This is a genomic window from Bradyrhizobium sp. CFUWI, from assembly GCF_056429085.1.
Map to the genome: position 1 here is coordinate 234,634 of NZ_JBWJZE010000005.1, position 14,490 is coordinate 249,123.

General features: G+C 64.1%; 12 protein-coding genes. 6 read left to right on the forward strand and 6 right to left on the reverse strand.

Features of this window, described 5'->3' with window-relative positions; genetic code table 11:
- Positions 1-23: 23 nt before the first annotated feature.
- Positions 24-1,724 (reverse strand): alpha-amylase family protein, encoded by a 1,701-nt coding sequence (locus tag AC066S_RS13700; RefSeq protein ID WP_478269931.1) that lies wholly within the window; start codon positions 1,722-1,724, stop codon positions 24-26.
- A gap of 268 nt (positions 1,725-1,992) precedes the next feature.
- Between AC066S_RS13700 and AC066S_RS13705 the strand changes: the two genes are divergently transcribed.
- Positions 1,993-2,484: an MmcB family DNA repair protein gene (locus tag AC066S_RS13705; protein ID WP_478269932.1), complete on the forward strand. Its 492-nt coding sequence runs from the start codon at positions 1,993-1,995 to the stop codon at positions 2,482-2,484.
- A gap of 112 nt (positions 2,485-2,596) precedes the next feature.
- Here the strand turns inward: AC066S_RS13705 and AC066S_RS13710 are convergent, their stop codons facing one another.
- Both AC066S_RS13710 and AC066S_RS13715 read right to left on the reverse strand, forming a co-directional pair.
- Positions 2,597-3,151, reverse strand: coding sequence for an ActR/PrrA/RegA family redox response regulator transcription factor (locus tag AC066S_RS13710; protein WP_164718531.1), 555 nt, complete (start codon positions 3,149-3,151; stop codon positions 2,597-2,599).
- Between the two features lie 194 nt (positions 3,152-3,345).
- Positions 3,346-4,668: an ActS/PrrB/RegB family redox-sensitive histidine kinase gene (locus AC066S_RS13715; protein ID WP_478270021.1), complete on the reverse strand. Its 1,323-nt coding sequence runs from the start codon at positions 4,666-4,668 to the stop codon at positions 3,346-3,348.
- 106 nt (positions 4,669-4,774) lie between these two features.
- Between AC066S_RS13715 and AC066S_RS13720 the strand changes: the two genes are divergently transcribed.
- From AC066S_RS13720 to AC066S_RS13735, 4 genes are all read left to right on the forward strand, one after another.
- Positions 4,775-5,578 carry an ABC transporter ATP-binding protein gene (locus tag AC066S_RS13720; RefSeq protein WP_126257091.1) on the forward strand — a complete coding sequence of 268 codons (804 nt, stop codon included), beginning with the start codon at positions 4,775-4,777 and terminating at the stop codon, positions 5,576-5,578.
- A 217-nt stretch (positions 5,579-5,795) separates the two neighbouring features.
- Positions 5,796-6,614, forward strand: a complete 819-nt coding sequence (locus AC066S_RS13725; RefSeq protein WP_135169051.1) for an ABC transporter permease — start codon at positions 5,796-5,798, stop codon at positions 6,612-6,614.
- Positions 6,615-6,735: 121 nt separating this feature from the next.
- Complete coding sequence (locus tag AC066S_RS13730) at positions 6,736-8,064, forward strand: polyhydroxyalkanoate depolymerase (protein WP_126257093.1); 1,329 nt, start codon at positions 6,736-6,738, stop codon at positions 8,062-8,064.
- A 217-nt stretch (positions 8,065-8,281) separates the two neighbouring features.
- Entirely contained in the window at positions 8,282-9,121 is an 840-nt protein-coding gene (locus AC066S_RS13735) for a M48 family metallopeptidase (RefSeq protein WP_478269933.1), read from the forward strand.
- Between the two features lie 157 nt (positions 9,122-9,278).
- Here the strand turns inward: AC066S_RS13735 and AC066S_RS13740 are convergent, their stop codons facing one another.
- Both AC066S_RS13740 and AC066S_RS13745 read right to left on the reverse strand, forming a co-directional pair.
- Positions 9,279-9,938, reverse strand: coding sequence for a hypothetical protein (locus tag AC066S_RS13740; RefSeq protein WP_478269934.1), 660 nt, complete (start codon positions 9,936-9,938; stop codon positions 9,279-9,281).
- 265 nt (positions 9,939-10,203) lie between these two features.
- Positions 10,204-12,423, reverse strand: coding sequence for a transglycosylase domain-containing protein (locus AC066S_RS13745; RefSeq protein ID WP_478269935.1), 2,220 nt, complete (start codon positions 12,421-12,423; stop codon positions 10,204-10,206).
- 166 nt (positions 12,424-12,589) lie between these two features.
- Between AC066S_RS13745 and AC066S_RS13750 the strand changes: the two genes are divergently transcribed.
- Complete coding sequence (locus AC066S_RS13750; RefSeq protein WP_126257097.1) at positions 12,590-13,015, forward strand: DUF1330 domain-containing protein; 426 nt, start codon at positions 12,590-12,592, stop codon at positions 13,013-13,015.
- 127 nt (positions 13,016-13,142) lie between these two features.
- On the opposite strand, the gene AC066S_RS13755 is transcribed toward AC066S_RS13750, so the two are convergent.
- Positions 13,143-14,378: an ABC transporter substrate-binding protein gene (locus AC066S_RS13755; RefSeq protein WP_126257098.1), complete on the reverse strand. Its 1,236-nt coding sequence runs from the start codon at positions 14,376-14,378 to the stop codon at positions 13,143-13,145.
- Positions 14,379-14,490 lie beyond the last annotated feature (112 nt).

Consider the following 14,490-nt stretch of genomic DNA (forward strand, 5'->3'; position numbering starts at 1 on the left):
CGAGGGCGGAGGGTGTCGATCCATCACCCCGGGTGCTTCTTCCCCCGCGCCTTATCGCCGTCGATATCGCTCCGCTTCAACAGATAATCCAGCCCGCCGACGCGGTACCAGCGATAGCCATAGGGCTCCAGCACGACGCGGTGCTGGCCGCGCTTGTCGGCGTGGCTGTGGTCCTCGGCGAGCAGATTGATCAGATGCGCGCCGGTCTCGCCGGGCAGCCCCGCCGAGAACGCGATCTCGCGCGGTTTCTCGTCGAGATTATGCACGAACAGCACCGAGTTGTTGCGCCAGTCGTAGCGCATGATGAACACGGCGGGATCGCGCGTCGGGATGATGGCGAAATCGCCCCAGCCGACCTCCGGCACCTCTTTCCGCATGCGGACGATGCGCTCGGTCCAGTTCAGCATGGAATTGGGGTCGCGCCGCTGTTTGGCGACGTTGACATGTGGATAGCCGTACGGCCCCTTGTCGATGACAGGGCAGGCCGGCCTGTCGCTCTTGGTGAAGCCGCCATGCGGCTCGGTCGACCATTGCATCGGCGTGCGCGCGCAATTGCGCTCGGGCAGCGAGAGATCATCGCCCATCGCGATCTCGTCGCCATAGCGGATCACGGGCGTTCCCGGCAGCGTGCACATCAGGCTGTAGGCGAGCTCGAGCCGCCGGCGGTCGCCGCCCAGCATCGGCGCGAGACGGCGGCGGATGCCGCGGTCGTAGAGCTGCATGTCCTTGTCGGGACCGAATGCCTTGAACACTGTATCGCGCTGCGCCTTGGTCAGGCGTCCCAGATCGAGCTCGTCGTGATTGCGCAGGAACAGGCCCCATTGCGCGGTGGCCGGCCGCGGCTTGGTCGCCTTCAGCGCCTTCGCCAAGGGCCGCGAATCGGCTGAGGCCAGCGCATAGAACAGGTGCTGGTTGACGTGGAAGTTGAACATCATGTGCATGCGGTCGGCGTCGTGGCCGAAATATTCCATATCCGTCTTCGGCAGCACGTTGGCCTCGGCGAGGATGATGGCGTCGCCCTGCCGCCATTGCAGGAATTCGCGGAACGCGCGCAGCATGTCGTATTGCTCGAGCGGCTTCTTCACCTTGGCGCCCTTGGTCGCGATCACGAAGGGCACCGCGTCCATGCGGAAGCCGGAGACGCCGAGCTGGATCCAGAAGCCCATGATCTTGAGAATCTCGGCCTGCACATGCGGGTTCGAGGTGTTGAGATCGGGCTGGAAATCGTAGAAGCGGTGGAAGTAGTACGCGCCGGCTTCCTTATCGCGCGTCCAGGTCGATTTCTGCACGCCGGGAAACACCATGCCCTTGTTGGCGCCGGCCGGCTTCGTGTCGGACCACACATACCAGTCGCGGTAGGGCGAGGCCTTGTCGCGCCGCGCCTCCTTGAACCAGTGATGCTGGTCCGAGGTGTGGTTGACGACGAGGTCGATGATGATGCGGATGCCGCGCTGCTTGCAGCCATGGGTGAACTCGACGAAATCGCCGAGCGTGCCGTAGCGGGGATCGACGCTGTAATAATCGGCGATGTCGTAACCGTCGTCGCGGCCCGGCGAGCTCTGGAACGGCATCAGCCAGATCGTGGTGATGCCGAGCCCGTGCAGATAGTCGAGCCGGCGGAGCAGGCCCTTGAAATCGCCGATGCCGTCGCCGTTGGCATCCATATAGGAGCCGACCGACAGGCAGTAGATCACGCCGTTCTTGTACCAGAGATCGTCGATCATGCACTCGCCGCCTCGGGGTTCCGCCGAGGTCCGGCGGCTGCGTGATAAGTGCGTGGGGAAGGGGAGGTTCCGCGTTCTTTGCTCGCTGTCGTCCCGGGGCGCGCCACTTTGGCGCGAGCCCGAGATCCATAACCACAGGATCGAGTTTGGCGAAAATTCGCAGTGGCCTGCTTCGATCCACAACTCCGTCCTGTGGCTATGGATTCCGGGCTCGCGCTTCGCGCGCCCCGGAATGACGGAGAGAACGGAATCGGCTATCCTCCCCGCCATGGACAGCACCGCCCGCAACCTCTCCCTCGTTCCACCGCCCGACCGCCGCCAATCCGAGACGGCGCTCGCGATCGCGCGCGGCACCTCGCGGCTTTTGCGCTCGCTCGGCTTCTCCTGCATCAGCGAATTGCCGCTGCCCTCGGGACGGCGCGCCGATCTTGTGGCGCTGAACGAACGCGGCGAGATCTGGATCGTCGAGATCAAATCGTCGGTGGAGGATCTACGCGCCGACCAGAAATGGCACGAATACCGCGCCCATTGCGACCGGTTGTTCTTCGCCTTCACGCAGGACCTGCCGTGCGAGATCTTTCCGCAAGACACCGGCCTGATCGTCGCCGACGCCTATGGCGCCTACCTGCATTGCGAGGCGCCCGAGCACAAGCTCGCCGCCGCCACGCGCAAGCAGATGACGGTGCGTTTTGCAATGGCGGCAGCGCTTCGGATCAACCGGCTGGTCGATCCGCAAGGCCACGCGGAATTTTGGGAGTAGCAGCAGTCGAGCTGCCGTAGGGTGGGCAAAGCGAAGCGTGCCCACGATCTCCATCCAACCCTGACAGATCGTGGGCACGACGCTTTGCGCCTTTGCCCACCCTACGACACCGTTACCTTGGCGCGCGCTTGGCCAAGATGCGCTGCAGGGTGCGGCGGTGCATGTTGAGCCGGCGCGCCGTTTCCGAGACGTTGCGGTTGCACATCTCATAGATGCGCTGGATGTGCTCCCAGCGCACGCGGTCTGCCGACATCGGGTTGGCCGGCAGCTCGGATTTCTCTGCGTTGGTCGACAGCAGCGCCGCGACCACGTCGTCGGCATCCGCGGGCTTGGAGAGATAATCGACCGCGCCCATCTTCACCGCGGTAACGGCGGTGGCGATGTTGCCGTAGCCGGTCAACACGATCGCGCGCGCATCCGGACGCTTCTTCTTCAGCGCCGAGACCACGTCGAGGCCGTTGCCGTCGCCCAGCCGCAGGTCCACGACGGCGAATGCGGGCGCGGCCTTGCCGATCTGCGCAAGTCCGTCCGAGACGGTATCGCAGGAGGTCACCGTAAAGCCGCGCGTTTCCATGGCGCGCGACAGGCGCTCCAGGAACGGCTTGTCGTCCTCCACGATGAGCAGCGAGCGGTCGGCCTGTTCGTTCAATTCGGCGATGGCGTTCAAGGTTTGGTCCTCTCTCCAGCGCGTTGACATATGGCCTTGCTATCGGGCAGTGCCAAGGCCGCCGATAGTCGATCGGCCCCGTTGTGCGACGCAAGGTCGCGGCCTCAAGCGCGACAAATTCTCATCGCGCTTGCGATTCTCGCTTTCAGCATGATCGTGTCGGAAAACCGCTGAATGCCTTTCCGGATCATGCCCTATCCTATTGTTTCTTCGAGGGTCTCGATAGTCTCAAATCGTTGTCGCGGCCAACTGATATGGACCACGGCACCGTGTTCCGGAAAGGTCCGGTTGGTAAACGAGACCTTGGCGCCGGTGCGTTCGAGCAATGTGCGCGCGATGAACACGCCCAATCCGAGGCCGCGTCGTTCACCTCCGCCGTCGTCCACGGTTCGCCGTCGCGACAGGTAGGGCTCGCCGATCCGGTTCAGGATATCAGGGGGAATGCCGGGACCGTCGTCGGAGATCACGAGCTCGATGATGTCCTTATTCCACCACGCGTTCACCTCGACGGTGGTGCGAGCGAAATCGACCGCGTTCTCGACGATGTTGCCGACACCGTAGAGGATCGCCGGATTGCGGGAACCGACCGGTTCGGCCACGACGGCGACCGCGATCCGCACCTTGATCTCGACGCCGAAATCGCGGTGCGGGGCCACCACCTCCTCGATCAACTCCGACAGCTTCATGCGGTCGAACGGCGCACCGGTGGGGGAGAGCTGGGTGATCTTGCTCAGGATGTCGCGACAGCGTTGGGTTTGCTCGCGCAGCGTCTTCAGATCGGCGGCGATGCTGGCGTCCTTCACCGTCTTTTCCAGCTCGCGCGAGATCAAGAAGATCGTGGCGAGCGGCGTGCCGAGTTCGTGCGCGGCGGCAGCGGCAAGGCCGTCGAGCTGGGTCAGATGCTGCTCGCGCGTCAGCACCAGCTCGGTCGCGGCCAGCGCGTCCGCGAGCTTGCGCGCTTCTTCGGTCACCTGGAAGGAGTAGAGGCTGGTGACGCCGATCGCGAGCACGATGGAAAGCCAGACGCCGACGAGATAGATCGGCGGCAGCACCAGCGGATCGTCTGAATCCCATGGCAGCGGCAGGTGGAAGAAGAACAGCACCGAGGCGCAGGCGACCGCAAGCACGCCGAGGCCGAAGGTGAAGCGTGCCGGAAGGGCCGTGGCCGAGATCAGCACCGGCGCGAGGAACAGGAACGAGAACGGGTTCTGCAAGCCGCCGGTGAAATACAACAGGCCGGCCAGTTCCACGATGTTCAGCGCGAGCAGGCCGGCCGCCTGTACCGGCTCCAGCCGCTGCATCGGGTTGGCCGCGGTCTGGAGTCCCAGATTCACCGCCGCCGACAAGGCGATGATGCTGACGCAGGGGACGATCTCGACGTTGTATTCCAGCCCCTGCGCCACGATGAAGATCGCGGCGAGCTGGCCCAGCACCGCGAGCCAGCGCAGCCGCAGGATCGTGTCCAGGCGGATATGCCGCTGCGCGTGGCGGAAGTTCGAAGCGGCAATTTCGGTCATATTGGCCAATGTGGCGGCGCCTTCCAAAGTCACAAACGCTGGGCTCGCGGAACCACCGGATTACAAGCCTTGCGCTCCCTGCCGCAATAGCAGAAGAACGGTCAGCATGACCGAGTATGACGACGCTTCAAGCCGGCCGACTGTCGCGGATCGCAGCCTGTCCGCGGCGATCACGGTCGATCATCTCGTCAAGGTCTACAAGCAGACCCGTGCCGTCGACGACATCTCGTTTTCGCTGCCGCGCGGCAGCATCACCGGGCTTCTGGGCGGCAACGGCGCCGGCAAGACCACGACCATCGCGATGATCATGGGCCTGGTGCTGCCGACCTCCGGCCGCGTGCAGGTGCTCGGCCATCGAATGCCCGAGGAGAGCGCCGCGGTGCTGGGGCGGATGAACTTCGAAAGCCCCTATGTCGACATGCCGATGCGGCTCACGGTGCGGCAGAACCTCACCGTGTTCGGCAGGCTCTATGCGGTGAAGAACCTCGCCGGGCGCATCGCCGAACTCGCCGACGATCTCGATCTCACCGACTTCATCGATCGTGCCAACGGCAAGCTGTCCGCCGGGCAGAAGACCCGCGTCGCGCTTGCCAAGGCGCTGATCAACCAGCCCGAGCTCTTGCTGCTGGACGAGCCGACGGCCTCGCTCGACCCCGATACCGCCGACTGGGTGCGGGCGCATCTGGAGCGCTATCGCAGGGACAACAACGCCACCATCCTTTTGGCGTCGCACAACATGCTCGAGGTCGAGCGGCTCTGCGACCGCGTCATCATCATGAAGCGCGGCCGCATCGAGGACGACGACACGCCCGAGGCGATCATGGCCCGCTACAACCGCACCACGCTGGAGGAGGTGTTTCTCGACGTCGCGCGCGGCCGGGCGAACGGTGCGAAGGAGGCGACGAGGTGAGGATGTCTCTGAATTGCCGCCGTAGCCCAGATGGAGCCTGTCATCCCGGGGCGCGACATAGTCGCGAGCCCGGGATCCATAGCCACAGGATTGAATTTGGCGAGGGCGCGTGGTTGCCGGTCTCGTCCCGCAGCCGCCGCCTGCGGTTATGGCTTCCGGGCTCGCGCTCCGCGCGCCCCGGAATGACGAAGCTCCATCCGGGCTACGGGTTTCCTCGATGACCGACATCTCCCTCCACCACGGCATCTCCGTGCACCGTATCGGCGCGATGATCCTGCGCTATTGGTACCTGCTGCTGTCGTCCTGGCCGCGCCTGCTCGAGCTGTTGTACTGGCCGGCGCTGCAGGTCATCACCTGGGGCTTCCTCCAGCTCTACATCGCCGAGAACGCCAGTTTCTTCGCGCGCGCCGGCGGCACGCTGATCGGCGCCGTCATCCTCTGGGACATCCTGTTCCGCGGCCAGCTCGGCTTCTCCATCTCGTTCCTCGAGGAGATGTGGGCGCGCAACCTCGGCAACCTCATGATGAGCCCGCTCAAGCCGATCGAGTTTCTGTTGTCGCTGATGGTCATGAGCCTGATCCGGCTCGCGATCGGGGTGATCCCGATGACGCTGCTGGCGCTGTTCCTGTTTCACTTCAACGTCTACGCGCTCGGCCTGCCGCTGATCGCGTTCTTCTGCAATCTGATCTTTACGAGCTGGTCGGTCGGCATCTTCGTCTCGGGTCTCGTGCTGCGAAACGGCCTTGGCGCCGAGAGCATCGTCTGGACCCTGATGTTCGCGATCATGCCGCTCGCCTGCATCTACTATCCGGTCAGCGTGCTGCCGGCTTGGCTGCAATACGTCGCCTGGACGCTACCGCCGACTTACGTGTTCGAGGGCATGCGCGCGCTGCTGATCGAAAACACCTTTCGCGGCGACCTGATGCTGGATGCATTGGCCATCAATGCCGCGCTCCTCGTTGCATCTTTTGGGGCATTCCTTGCTCTTTTGCGCAGCGCCAGAAAACACGGCTCGCTGCTCTCGAGCGGCGAATAGCGTCACTTTCCCGTGGATTCAGGCTGGTTTTACCGTTTCTCTTACGTAGATGTACGGAACCATGCATTGACGCAATATTACGCATTCGGCAGTATGCTGCGATGCGAAGAGGAATATAACAATGCCTATTGGTGAGTTTGGCGGCGCGCCGCCCCTGGCGGCTGAAGGCAGTCCGGTCCTGACGACGCCGATGTACTGGATGTACGAGATGGCGCACGCCTCTCTCAATCCGGCGCGCGCCGTCACTGACGCGACCAAGTTGCTGTTTCAGAATCCGCTCAATCCCTGGGCGCGCACCGAGGTCGGCAAGTCGGTCGCCGCGGCCTGCGAATTGTTCGAGCGCACCACGCGCCGCTACGGCAAGCCGGAATGGGGTCTCAACGACACCGAGGTCAACGGCATCCGCGTTCCCGTCGAGATCCGCTCGGTCTGGGAAAAACCGTTCTGCCGGCTGCTGTACTTCGATCGCAAGTTCGCGCGGCCATTGCGCAGCCCGCAGCCGCGCGTGCTGATCGTGGCGCCGATGTCCGGTCATTACGCGACGCTGCTGCGCGGAACGGTCGAGGCCTTCCTGCCGGCGCATGAGGTCTACATCACCGACTGGGCCGATGCCCGCATGGTGCCGCTCAGCGACGGCCGCTTCGATCTCGACGATTACATCGATTACGTCATCGAGATGCTGCACGTGCTCGGCGGCAACACCCACGTCATGGCGGTGTGCCAGCCCTCGGTGCCCGTGGTCGCCGCGGTTTCGATCATGGAAGCGCGACGCGATCCGTTCGTGCCGATTTCGATGACGCTGATGGGCGGCCCGATCGATACCCGTCGCAATCCGACCTCTGTGAACAACCTCGCCCAGGAGCGCGGCATCGACTGGTTCCGCAACCACGTCATCACCAAGGTGCCGTTCCCGCATCCGGGCATGATGCGCGACGTCTATCCGGGATTCTTGCAGCTCAACGGCTTCATCAGCATGAATCTCGACCGGCATATGGACGCCCACAAGCAGCTGTTCGCCAATCTGGTGAAGGGCGACGGCGACCTCGTCGACAAGCACCGCGAGTTCTACGACGAATACCTCGCGGTGATGGACCTCTCCGCCGAATATTACCTGCAGACGGTCGACACCGTGTTCGTGAAGCACTCGCTGCCCAAGGGCGAGATGACCCATCGCGGAACACGCGTCGATCCCTCCAAGGTGACGCGCGTTGCGTTGATGACGGTCGAAGGCGAGAACGACGACATCTCCGGTCTCGGTCAGACCGAAGCAACGCACGCTTTGTGCAGCTCGATCCCCGAGCATCGCCGCGTTCATTACGTCCAGAAGGGCGTCGGACATTACGGTGTGTTCAACGGCTCGCGCTTCAAGTCGGAAATCGTGCCGCGGATTCATGATTTCATGGTCTCGGCGGCCAATCCGAGCTCATTGCAGGCGCGCGCAGCCGAATAAGCTTCGTTTTCGGCTTTCCGGTCGAGAATCCAGGCTTGGCCGAAGGCCCCGGCGGGGGCGAGTTCCCGCCAGATTCGCGGTATTTAGGTAGCTTCCTAGGAGTGAGTCAGTACTCACCCTTTGGGGGTGTCGCATGCATCCAGCGAGGGCGAAAAAAGCCGGTTCCAACCCCAGTCTGTAGGGTCTCCCGGTCGCCTGACCGCTGTATATTGGGCAAATGATTTGTTTTTGCGCCGAGCGCTTCCCATGGCGGCGGTTATGGCAGAATCCGGGCGCCCTCCTGCCCCCCGGACTGACAGACATGGCCACTCGCGCACTCCTTTATCGGCGGCCCCACGAACCAAAGACCCTCGTCATCACCCACGGATCGCAATTTTTTGCCATCCGATTGCGCCGGCACAGACGCGCGCGCCGCTATACACTCAGGATTCATCCGAGCGATCGCGAAGCCATCCTCACCATCCCGCCGCGCGGCACGCTCGCCGAAGCCAAGGACTTCGCACAGCGTCACGGTGCGTGGATCGCCGCGCGTCTCGGTCGCTTGCCGAAGGCCGCGCCGTTCCAACCTGGCACGGTGATACCGCTCCGCGGCACGCCGCATCGCATCGTTCATCGCGCCGGCACCCGCGGCACGGTGTGGACCGAGATGCGCGATAGCGGTGAACGCATCCTCTGCGTCGCCGGTGGGCTCGAACATGTCGACCGCCGCGTCGGCGACTTCCTCAAGCGCGAGGCGCGCCGCGACCTTCAGCGCTCGGCGGAAGCCTATGCCGCCGAGCTCGGGGTCAGGGTCAAGCGGCTCTCGATCCGCGATCAGTCCAGCCGCTGGGGCTCCTGCACCTCGGCCGGCTCGCTGTCGTTCTCCTGGCGCCTGATCCTCGCACCGCCCTTCGTGCTCGACTATCTTGCCGCCCACGAAGTCGCTCATCTCGTCGAGATGAACCACTCGGCGCGGTTCTGGCGCGTGTGCGGAAAAGTCTGCCCGTCGATGGAGCGCGCCAAGAAGTGGCTCGACACCTACGGCAACGATCTGCACCGCTACGGGGTCGAGGATTAGGCGCTCACTACCCGCCTAACACTCGCTGTCGTCGTCCGGCTTGACCGGACGACCCAGTATTTAAAGAGACCGTTGTTGTTGAGCCGGGGCGTGCTCTACTAGATGCCTCGCTTTCGCGGTAAGTGACAGCAGAGAGCGGGGCGGCTTCAAACCACCCTCATGCACTGAAATCCGCACTCGTTCCCGCCTGCGCGCGTGAGGCCAGATAGGCTGATTGCTGCTGCGCGCCAGCCGTCTGACCCTCCGCCACCATCGCCTGGAACGCCGCGTCGAGTTGCTCGCGACTATATGTCGTGGGCCTGCTCTCGCGCGGCGTCCATTGCGATTGCGTGATGGCCGTGGAGGCCTTCTCGACGGTGCCGCCAAGCAGCTCGGCGTATCTGTCGGCCCGCCATTGCGCCAGGTCCGGCCCGCTCAAGCCGGGAGGATCCTCGAGCTTGCCGACCTTCGCCGCGGCCTGGTTGGTCATCACCGAGGACCCGCCATTGTACAACGTGGCCACCACCTTGCCGTCAACCTTGACCTGAGCGTAGGTGTTCTCCGGTGCGTTGTCTGCGGCGACCGGTTGCGTCGCACTCGCGTCGTGAGTCCTCAGCCAGTTCGTTGCCAGGAGGTCGCGCAGGTGGGGATTGTCCGCCGCCGATATCACCTTCGCACCTGACAGCGGCTTGACCTGCGAGACGTCAATCCGGAAGCTGCTGGTCGCAGCGTCAGTCGCGTCCGGTACCACCGGTTGGAGACCCGATGCCGCATTCGACGCGGGAGTTGATGCGGGCCGCAGATGAGGCAACGCCGCACCGGATACATTTGAAATCATCGAACGCTCCCAGGTCCCTGCTCGACCTATGAGAGCAAATCCCGGGCCGAAGACGGGTGCTTGAAGAGATTGGTGTTTTTCCCATCAGCCATGCGTGGGTCGCGGTCGATCTTGCCGCGCTGGGCAGGAATTGCCGAAGTGATGAAGCGCGCGCTTCAGGCTCTGCGCTGCCTGCGCAAGCCGTTGATTTCATTATCCTCGGCTACTGTGCATGGGGTTGTTTTCGCAGTTCTTGTTTCGAGGTCATCGAAACCTCGGGCAGAACCTATCGATTCCCGCCAAACAACCGGTCCATCAGCCAGCCGTCGAGCCCTGCCGCCGCTTCCGGCCGCACATTGGCGCGCGTGGGAGGCGGCGGGCGATAGCCGCCGGCGTTCGCCGGTGCCGGTCCGGGTGCTGCCGCTGTCGGCGGCGAGATCTGCGAGGCCGCCTGCGCGAGGTTCGACAGGCCCCAGCCGCCCGGTGCGCTCGGCAGGTTTGCCACCGGCACGCCTTCGTGCGCGGCCTTCATGAAGCGCGTCCAGACTTCCACCGGCAGGCCGCCGCCGGTGGCTTTCTTGGTCGGCGAGTTGTCGTCGTTGCCGAGCCAGACGCCGGTGACGAGGCTCGCAGTGTAGCCGATGAACCAGGCGTCGCGATAATCCTGGCTGGTGCCGGTCTTGCCGGCCGCCGGCCAGCCCGGGATCTCCGCCTTCTTGGCGGTGCCCGATATCAGCGTCTCCCGCATCATCGCGTTCATCATGCCGACATAGCGGGGGTCGATCGCCGGATTGCGCCCTTCCGGCTGGCGCATGTAGAGCAGCTTGCCGCTCAGCGTCCTGATCCGCGTGACGACATGCGGCGCCACCGCGAAGCCGCCGTTGGCGAACGGCGCGTAAGCACCGACCAGCTCGACCACGGAGACTTCCGATGTCCCGAGCGCGATCGAGGCATTGGGCTCGAGCTTGGAGGAGATGCCGAGCCGGTGCGCGGTGCGCACCACGTTCTTCGGCCCGACCTCGAGGCCGAGACGGATCGCGACGGTGTTGAGCGACATCGCCAGCGCCTGGGTCAGCGTCACCGCGCCGAAATATTCATGGGTGTAGTTCTCGGGTCTCCAGCCCTTGACCTCGATCGGCGCGTCCTGGCGCATCGTGTCAGGCGTCAGGCCCTGCTCCAGCGCCGTCAGGTACACGAACGGCTTGAACGAGGAGCCCGGCTGGCGCTTGGCGGTCACCGCGCGGTTGTACTGGCTGTCGGAATAGTTCCGTCCGCCGACCATGGCGCGCACCGCGCCATCAGGCGTCATCGCCACCAGCGCGCCCTGGCTGACGTTGAACTTCACGCTCTTGGCCGCGAGCTCGTCGATGATGGCGGCTTCCGCCACGCTTTGCAGCTTCGGATCGATCGTGGTCTCGACCTTGATGCTCTCGTCGATCTGGCCGACCAGGTCGTCCAGCACTTCGCCGATCCAGTCGGCGACGTAATTGACGGTGCCGGCGCCGGCCGGCTTCACGTTGTAGGAGGGATGGCCGATCGAGGCCTTGGCCTGCGCGTCGGTGATGAAGTTTGCATCGGCCATCGCCGCGAGCACGATCTGCGCGCGCGCTTCGGCGCCTTCGGGATTGCGGTTCGGTGCGAGGCGCGAGGGCGATTTGACGAGGCCGGCAAGCATTGCCGCTTCGGCGACCGTGACGTTCTTGGCCGACTTGCCGAAATATTTCTGCGCGGCGGCTTCGACGCCGTAGGCGCCCGAGCCGAAATAGACGCGGTTGAGATAGAGCTCCAGGATCTCGTCCTTGGAATGCTTGCGCTCCAGCCAGATCGCGAGCTCCGCCTCCTGCAGCTTGCGCTGTATGGTGCGCTCCTGGGTCAGGAACAGGTTCTTGGCGAGCTGCTGCGTCAGCGTCGAGCCGCCCTGCGAGACGCCGCGATGGAGCACGTTGGTGACGAGGGCGCGCAGGATGCCGACGGGATCGATGCCGAAATGCGAATAGAAGCGGCGGTCCTCGATGGCGATGAACGCCTTCGGCAGATAGGGCGGCAGGTCCTTCAGCGCGACATTGGCGCCGGCCATCTCGCCGCGCTGCGCCAGCATGCTGCCATCGATGCCGACGATCTGGATCGTCGGCGGCCGCTTGGGAATCTCCAGCGACTGGATCGGCGGCAGATGGGCGCCGACATAGATCACGACGCCGATCACGGCGATCGCGCCCCACAGGCTCAACACCGCGCCCCAATAGACGAGACGGCCGAGGCCGAACCCGCCGCGCGACTTCGCGCGGCGCTTGGCCCCACTGCGGCTGGCTGGCGCCTTACGCTCGCGCGGCGGCTCGTCGCCGGCATCCTCGCCCTTGCGCCGGGCGGATGATTTGGCTGATTTCTTCGGCCTGTCGTCGCCGCCGCCGGGAATGCGATCCGCCGCGGTCAGGCGCAGATCGGCGAGCGCTGCGGGCAAGCCGAACAGCGGCTCCTTCCGCCCACCCTTTTTCTTTCCCCACGCCATGCGCAAACGCCCGGTCAGCCCGCCCCGCCGCACGCTAGCGGTCGCTGTTTAAGGCCCGGTTACCCCGAGGTTAACGCGCGATTAGGAGGTGGGGCATTCGCACCCCGCAGTTCCGTATCCTCGGCGGCAAAGCTAGGATCGTCGCCATAAAGAAGAGGGAGCGCTCATGGGCCATATCGACCCGACCAAGGAGATCTTCGCGCAGTTCCGGGAGAACGACCGTCCCGGCCCGATCCACATGCTCAACCTGGTGCGGTTGCGCAAGGAGGCGGCCTATCCGGACGGACGCAAGGCGAGCGGGGCGGAAGCCTACGCCGCCTATGGCCGCGAGAGCGGCCCGGTGTTCGAGCGCCTGGGCGGCCGCATCGTCTGGCAGGGCAAGTTCGAGCTGATGCTGATCGGTCCGCAGCAGGAACGCTGGGACCATTGCTTCATCGCCGAATATCCCAGCGTCTCAGCCTTCGTCGAGATGATCCGCGACCCCGTCTATCGCGAGGCGGTGAAGCATCGGCAGGCAGCGGTGGAGGACTCGCGGCTGATCCGGCATGCCGTGCTGCCGGTGGGCAAGAATTTCGGGGAGATACCGACCTGAACGCCAAGTAGGAAGCTCTCTCGATCGTCATGGCCGGGCTTGACCCGGCCATCTACGGCTTCCCTTTGGCCCAAGAACGTGGATGCCCGGGACAAGCCCGGGCATGACGTCGCAGAGAAGTTGAGTCCTAGCCCGACGGGCCCGTGTCCTCGATGACCGGTCCGAACAGCTCCCAGCGTTCGCCGTTGAACTTCATCATCTGCATCTGCTTGTTGACGCGGTAGTCATTGGGGCCGGTATTGATCTTGATCCCGGGCAGCGCCAGGCTGGGTGTGTAGCCCTTGATGTTGGCGACCTGCTTCATCACGTTCTCGCGCGTCAGATCGTCGCCGCATTGCTTCATGACCTGCACCAGCAGTTCGGCCACCGAATAGGCGTAGGTGTTGACGGTATTGAGCTTGTCGCCCTCGGGGAAATACTTGTCCATGAAGGCGAAGAAGGCCTTCACGCCGGGATCGTCCTTCCACTGGGGATCGCCGGGGTCCTTGCCGTAATTGGTCGAGATGATGCCCTTCGAGATATCGAGGCCGGCCGGTTTCAGCGTTGCCGACACCGGGCTCGCATTGATGTCGAGGATGTGCACCGGCGTCCAGCCGAGATCTGCGAGCTTCTTGATCGCCTGCGCCGCGAATTTCGGCGTCGAGGCGTCGAAGAACAGATCAACCCCCATCGACTTCAGCTTGACCACCTGCGAATCGACGGTCGGGTCGGTGACCTCGTAGGAGACCTCGCCGACGATCATGCTGGCGGCCTTGTCGCCGAGCCCGCTCTTGAGCCCCGCCAGATAGTCGCGGCCCATGTCGTCGTTCTGGTAAAGCACGCCGATCTTGGCGTTGGGATGCTCCTTGAGAATGTACTTGGCGTAGATCCGCCCCTCGGACACGTAGTTGGGATTGTAGGCGATGGTCCAGGGATAGTTCTGCGGATCGTTGAAGCGCGCGGCGCCGGTCGAGGCGAGGAGTTGCGGGACCTTCTTGCCGTTGAGGTACTTCTGCACGGCTGCGTTGGCCGCGGTGCCGATCAGCTGGAAGGTGAACAGCACCTCGTCGCCCTCGACGAGCTTGCGCACCTGCTCCACCGTCTTCGGCGGCGAGTAGGCGTCGTCATACTGGATCAGATTGATCTTGCGGCCGTTGATGCCGCCCTGATCGTTGATCATCTTGAAATAGGCGGCCTGGGTTTTGCCGATATTGGCATAGACGGAATACGGGCCGGAGAACGGCACGGTCTGGCCGATCTTGATCTCGGTGTCGCTCGCCCCGGTGTCGTATTTCTTCTGGGCGAAGGCTTGGCTTACGAAGGCTTGGCTGGCGGCGAGCGCGAGCGCTGCCGTGGCAGCTAGGAAGACCCTGCGATTGTTCATATTTGGTTGTTCCTCCTGACGGAATTTTCGGCCGATGGTCTTTCTCCGTTGATTGCAACGGTCGCCATCGCTGCCGAAGATTGTGGAGGAAGGCGCAGCGCCGCGCAAGGAT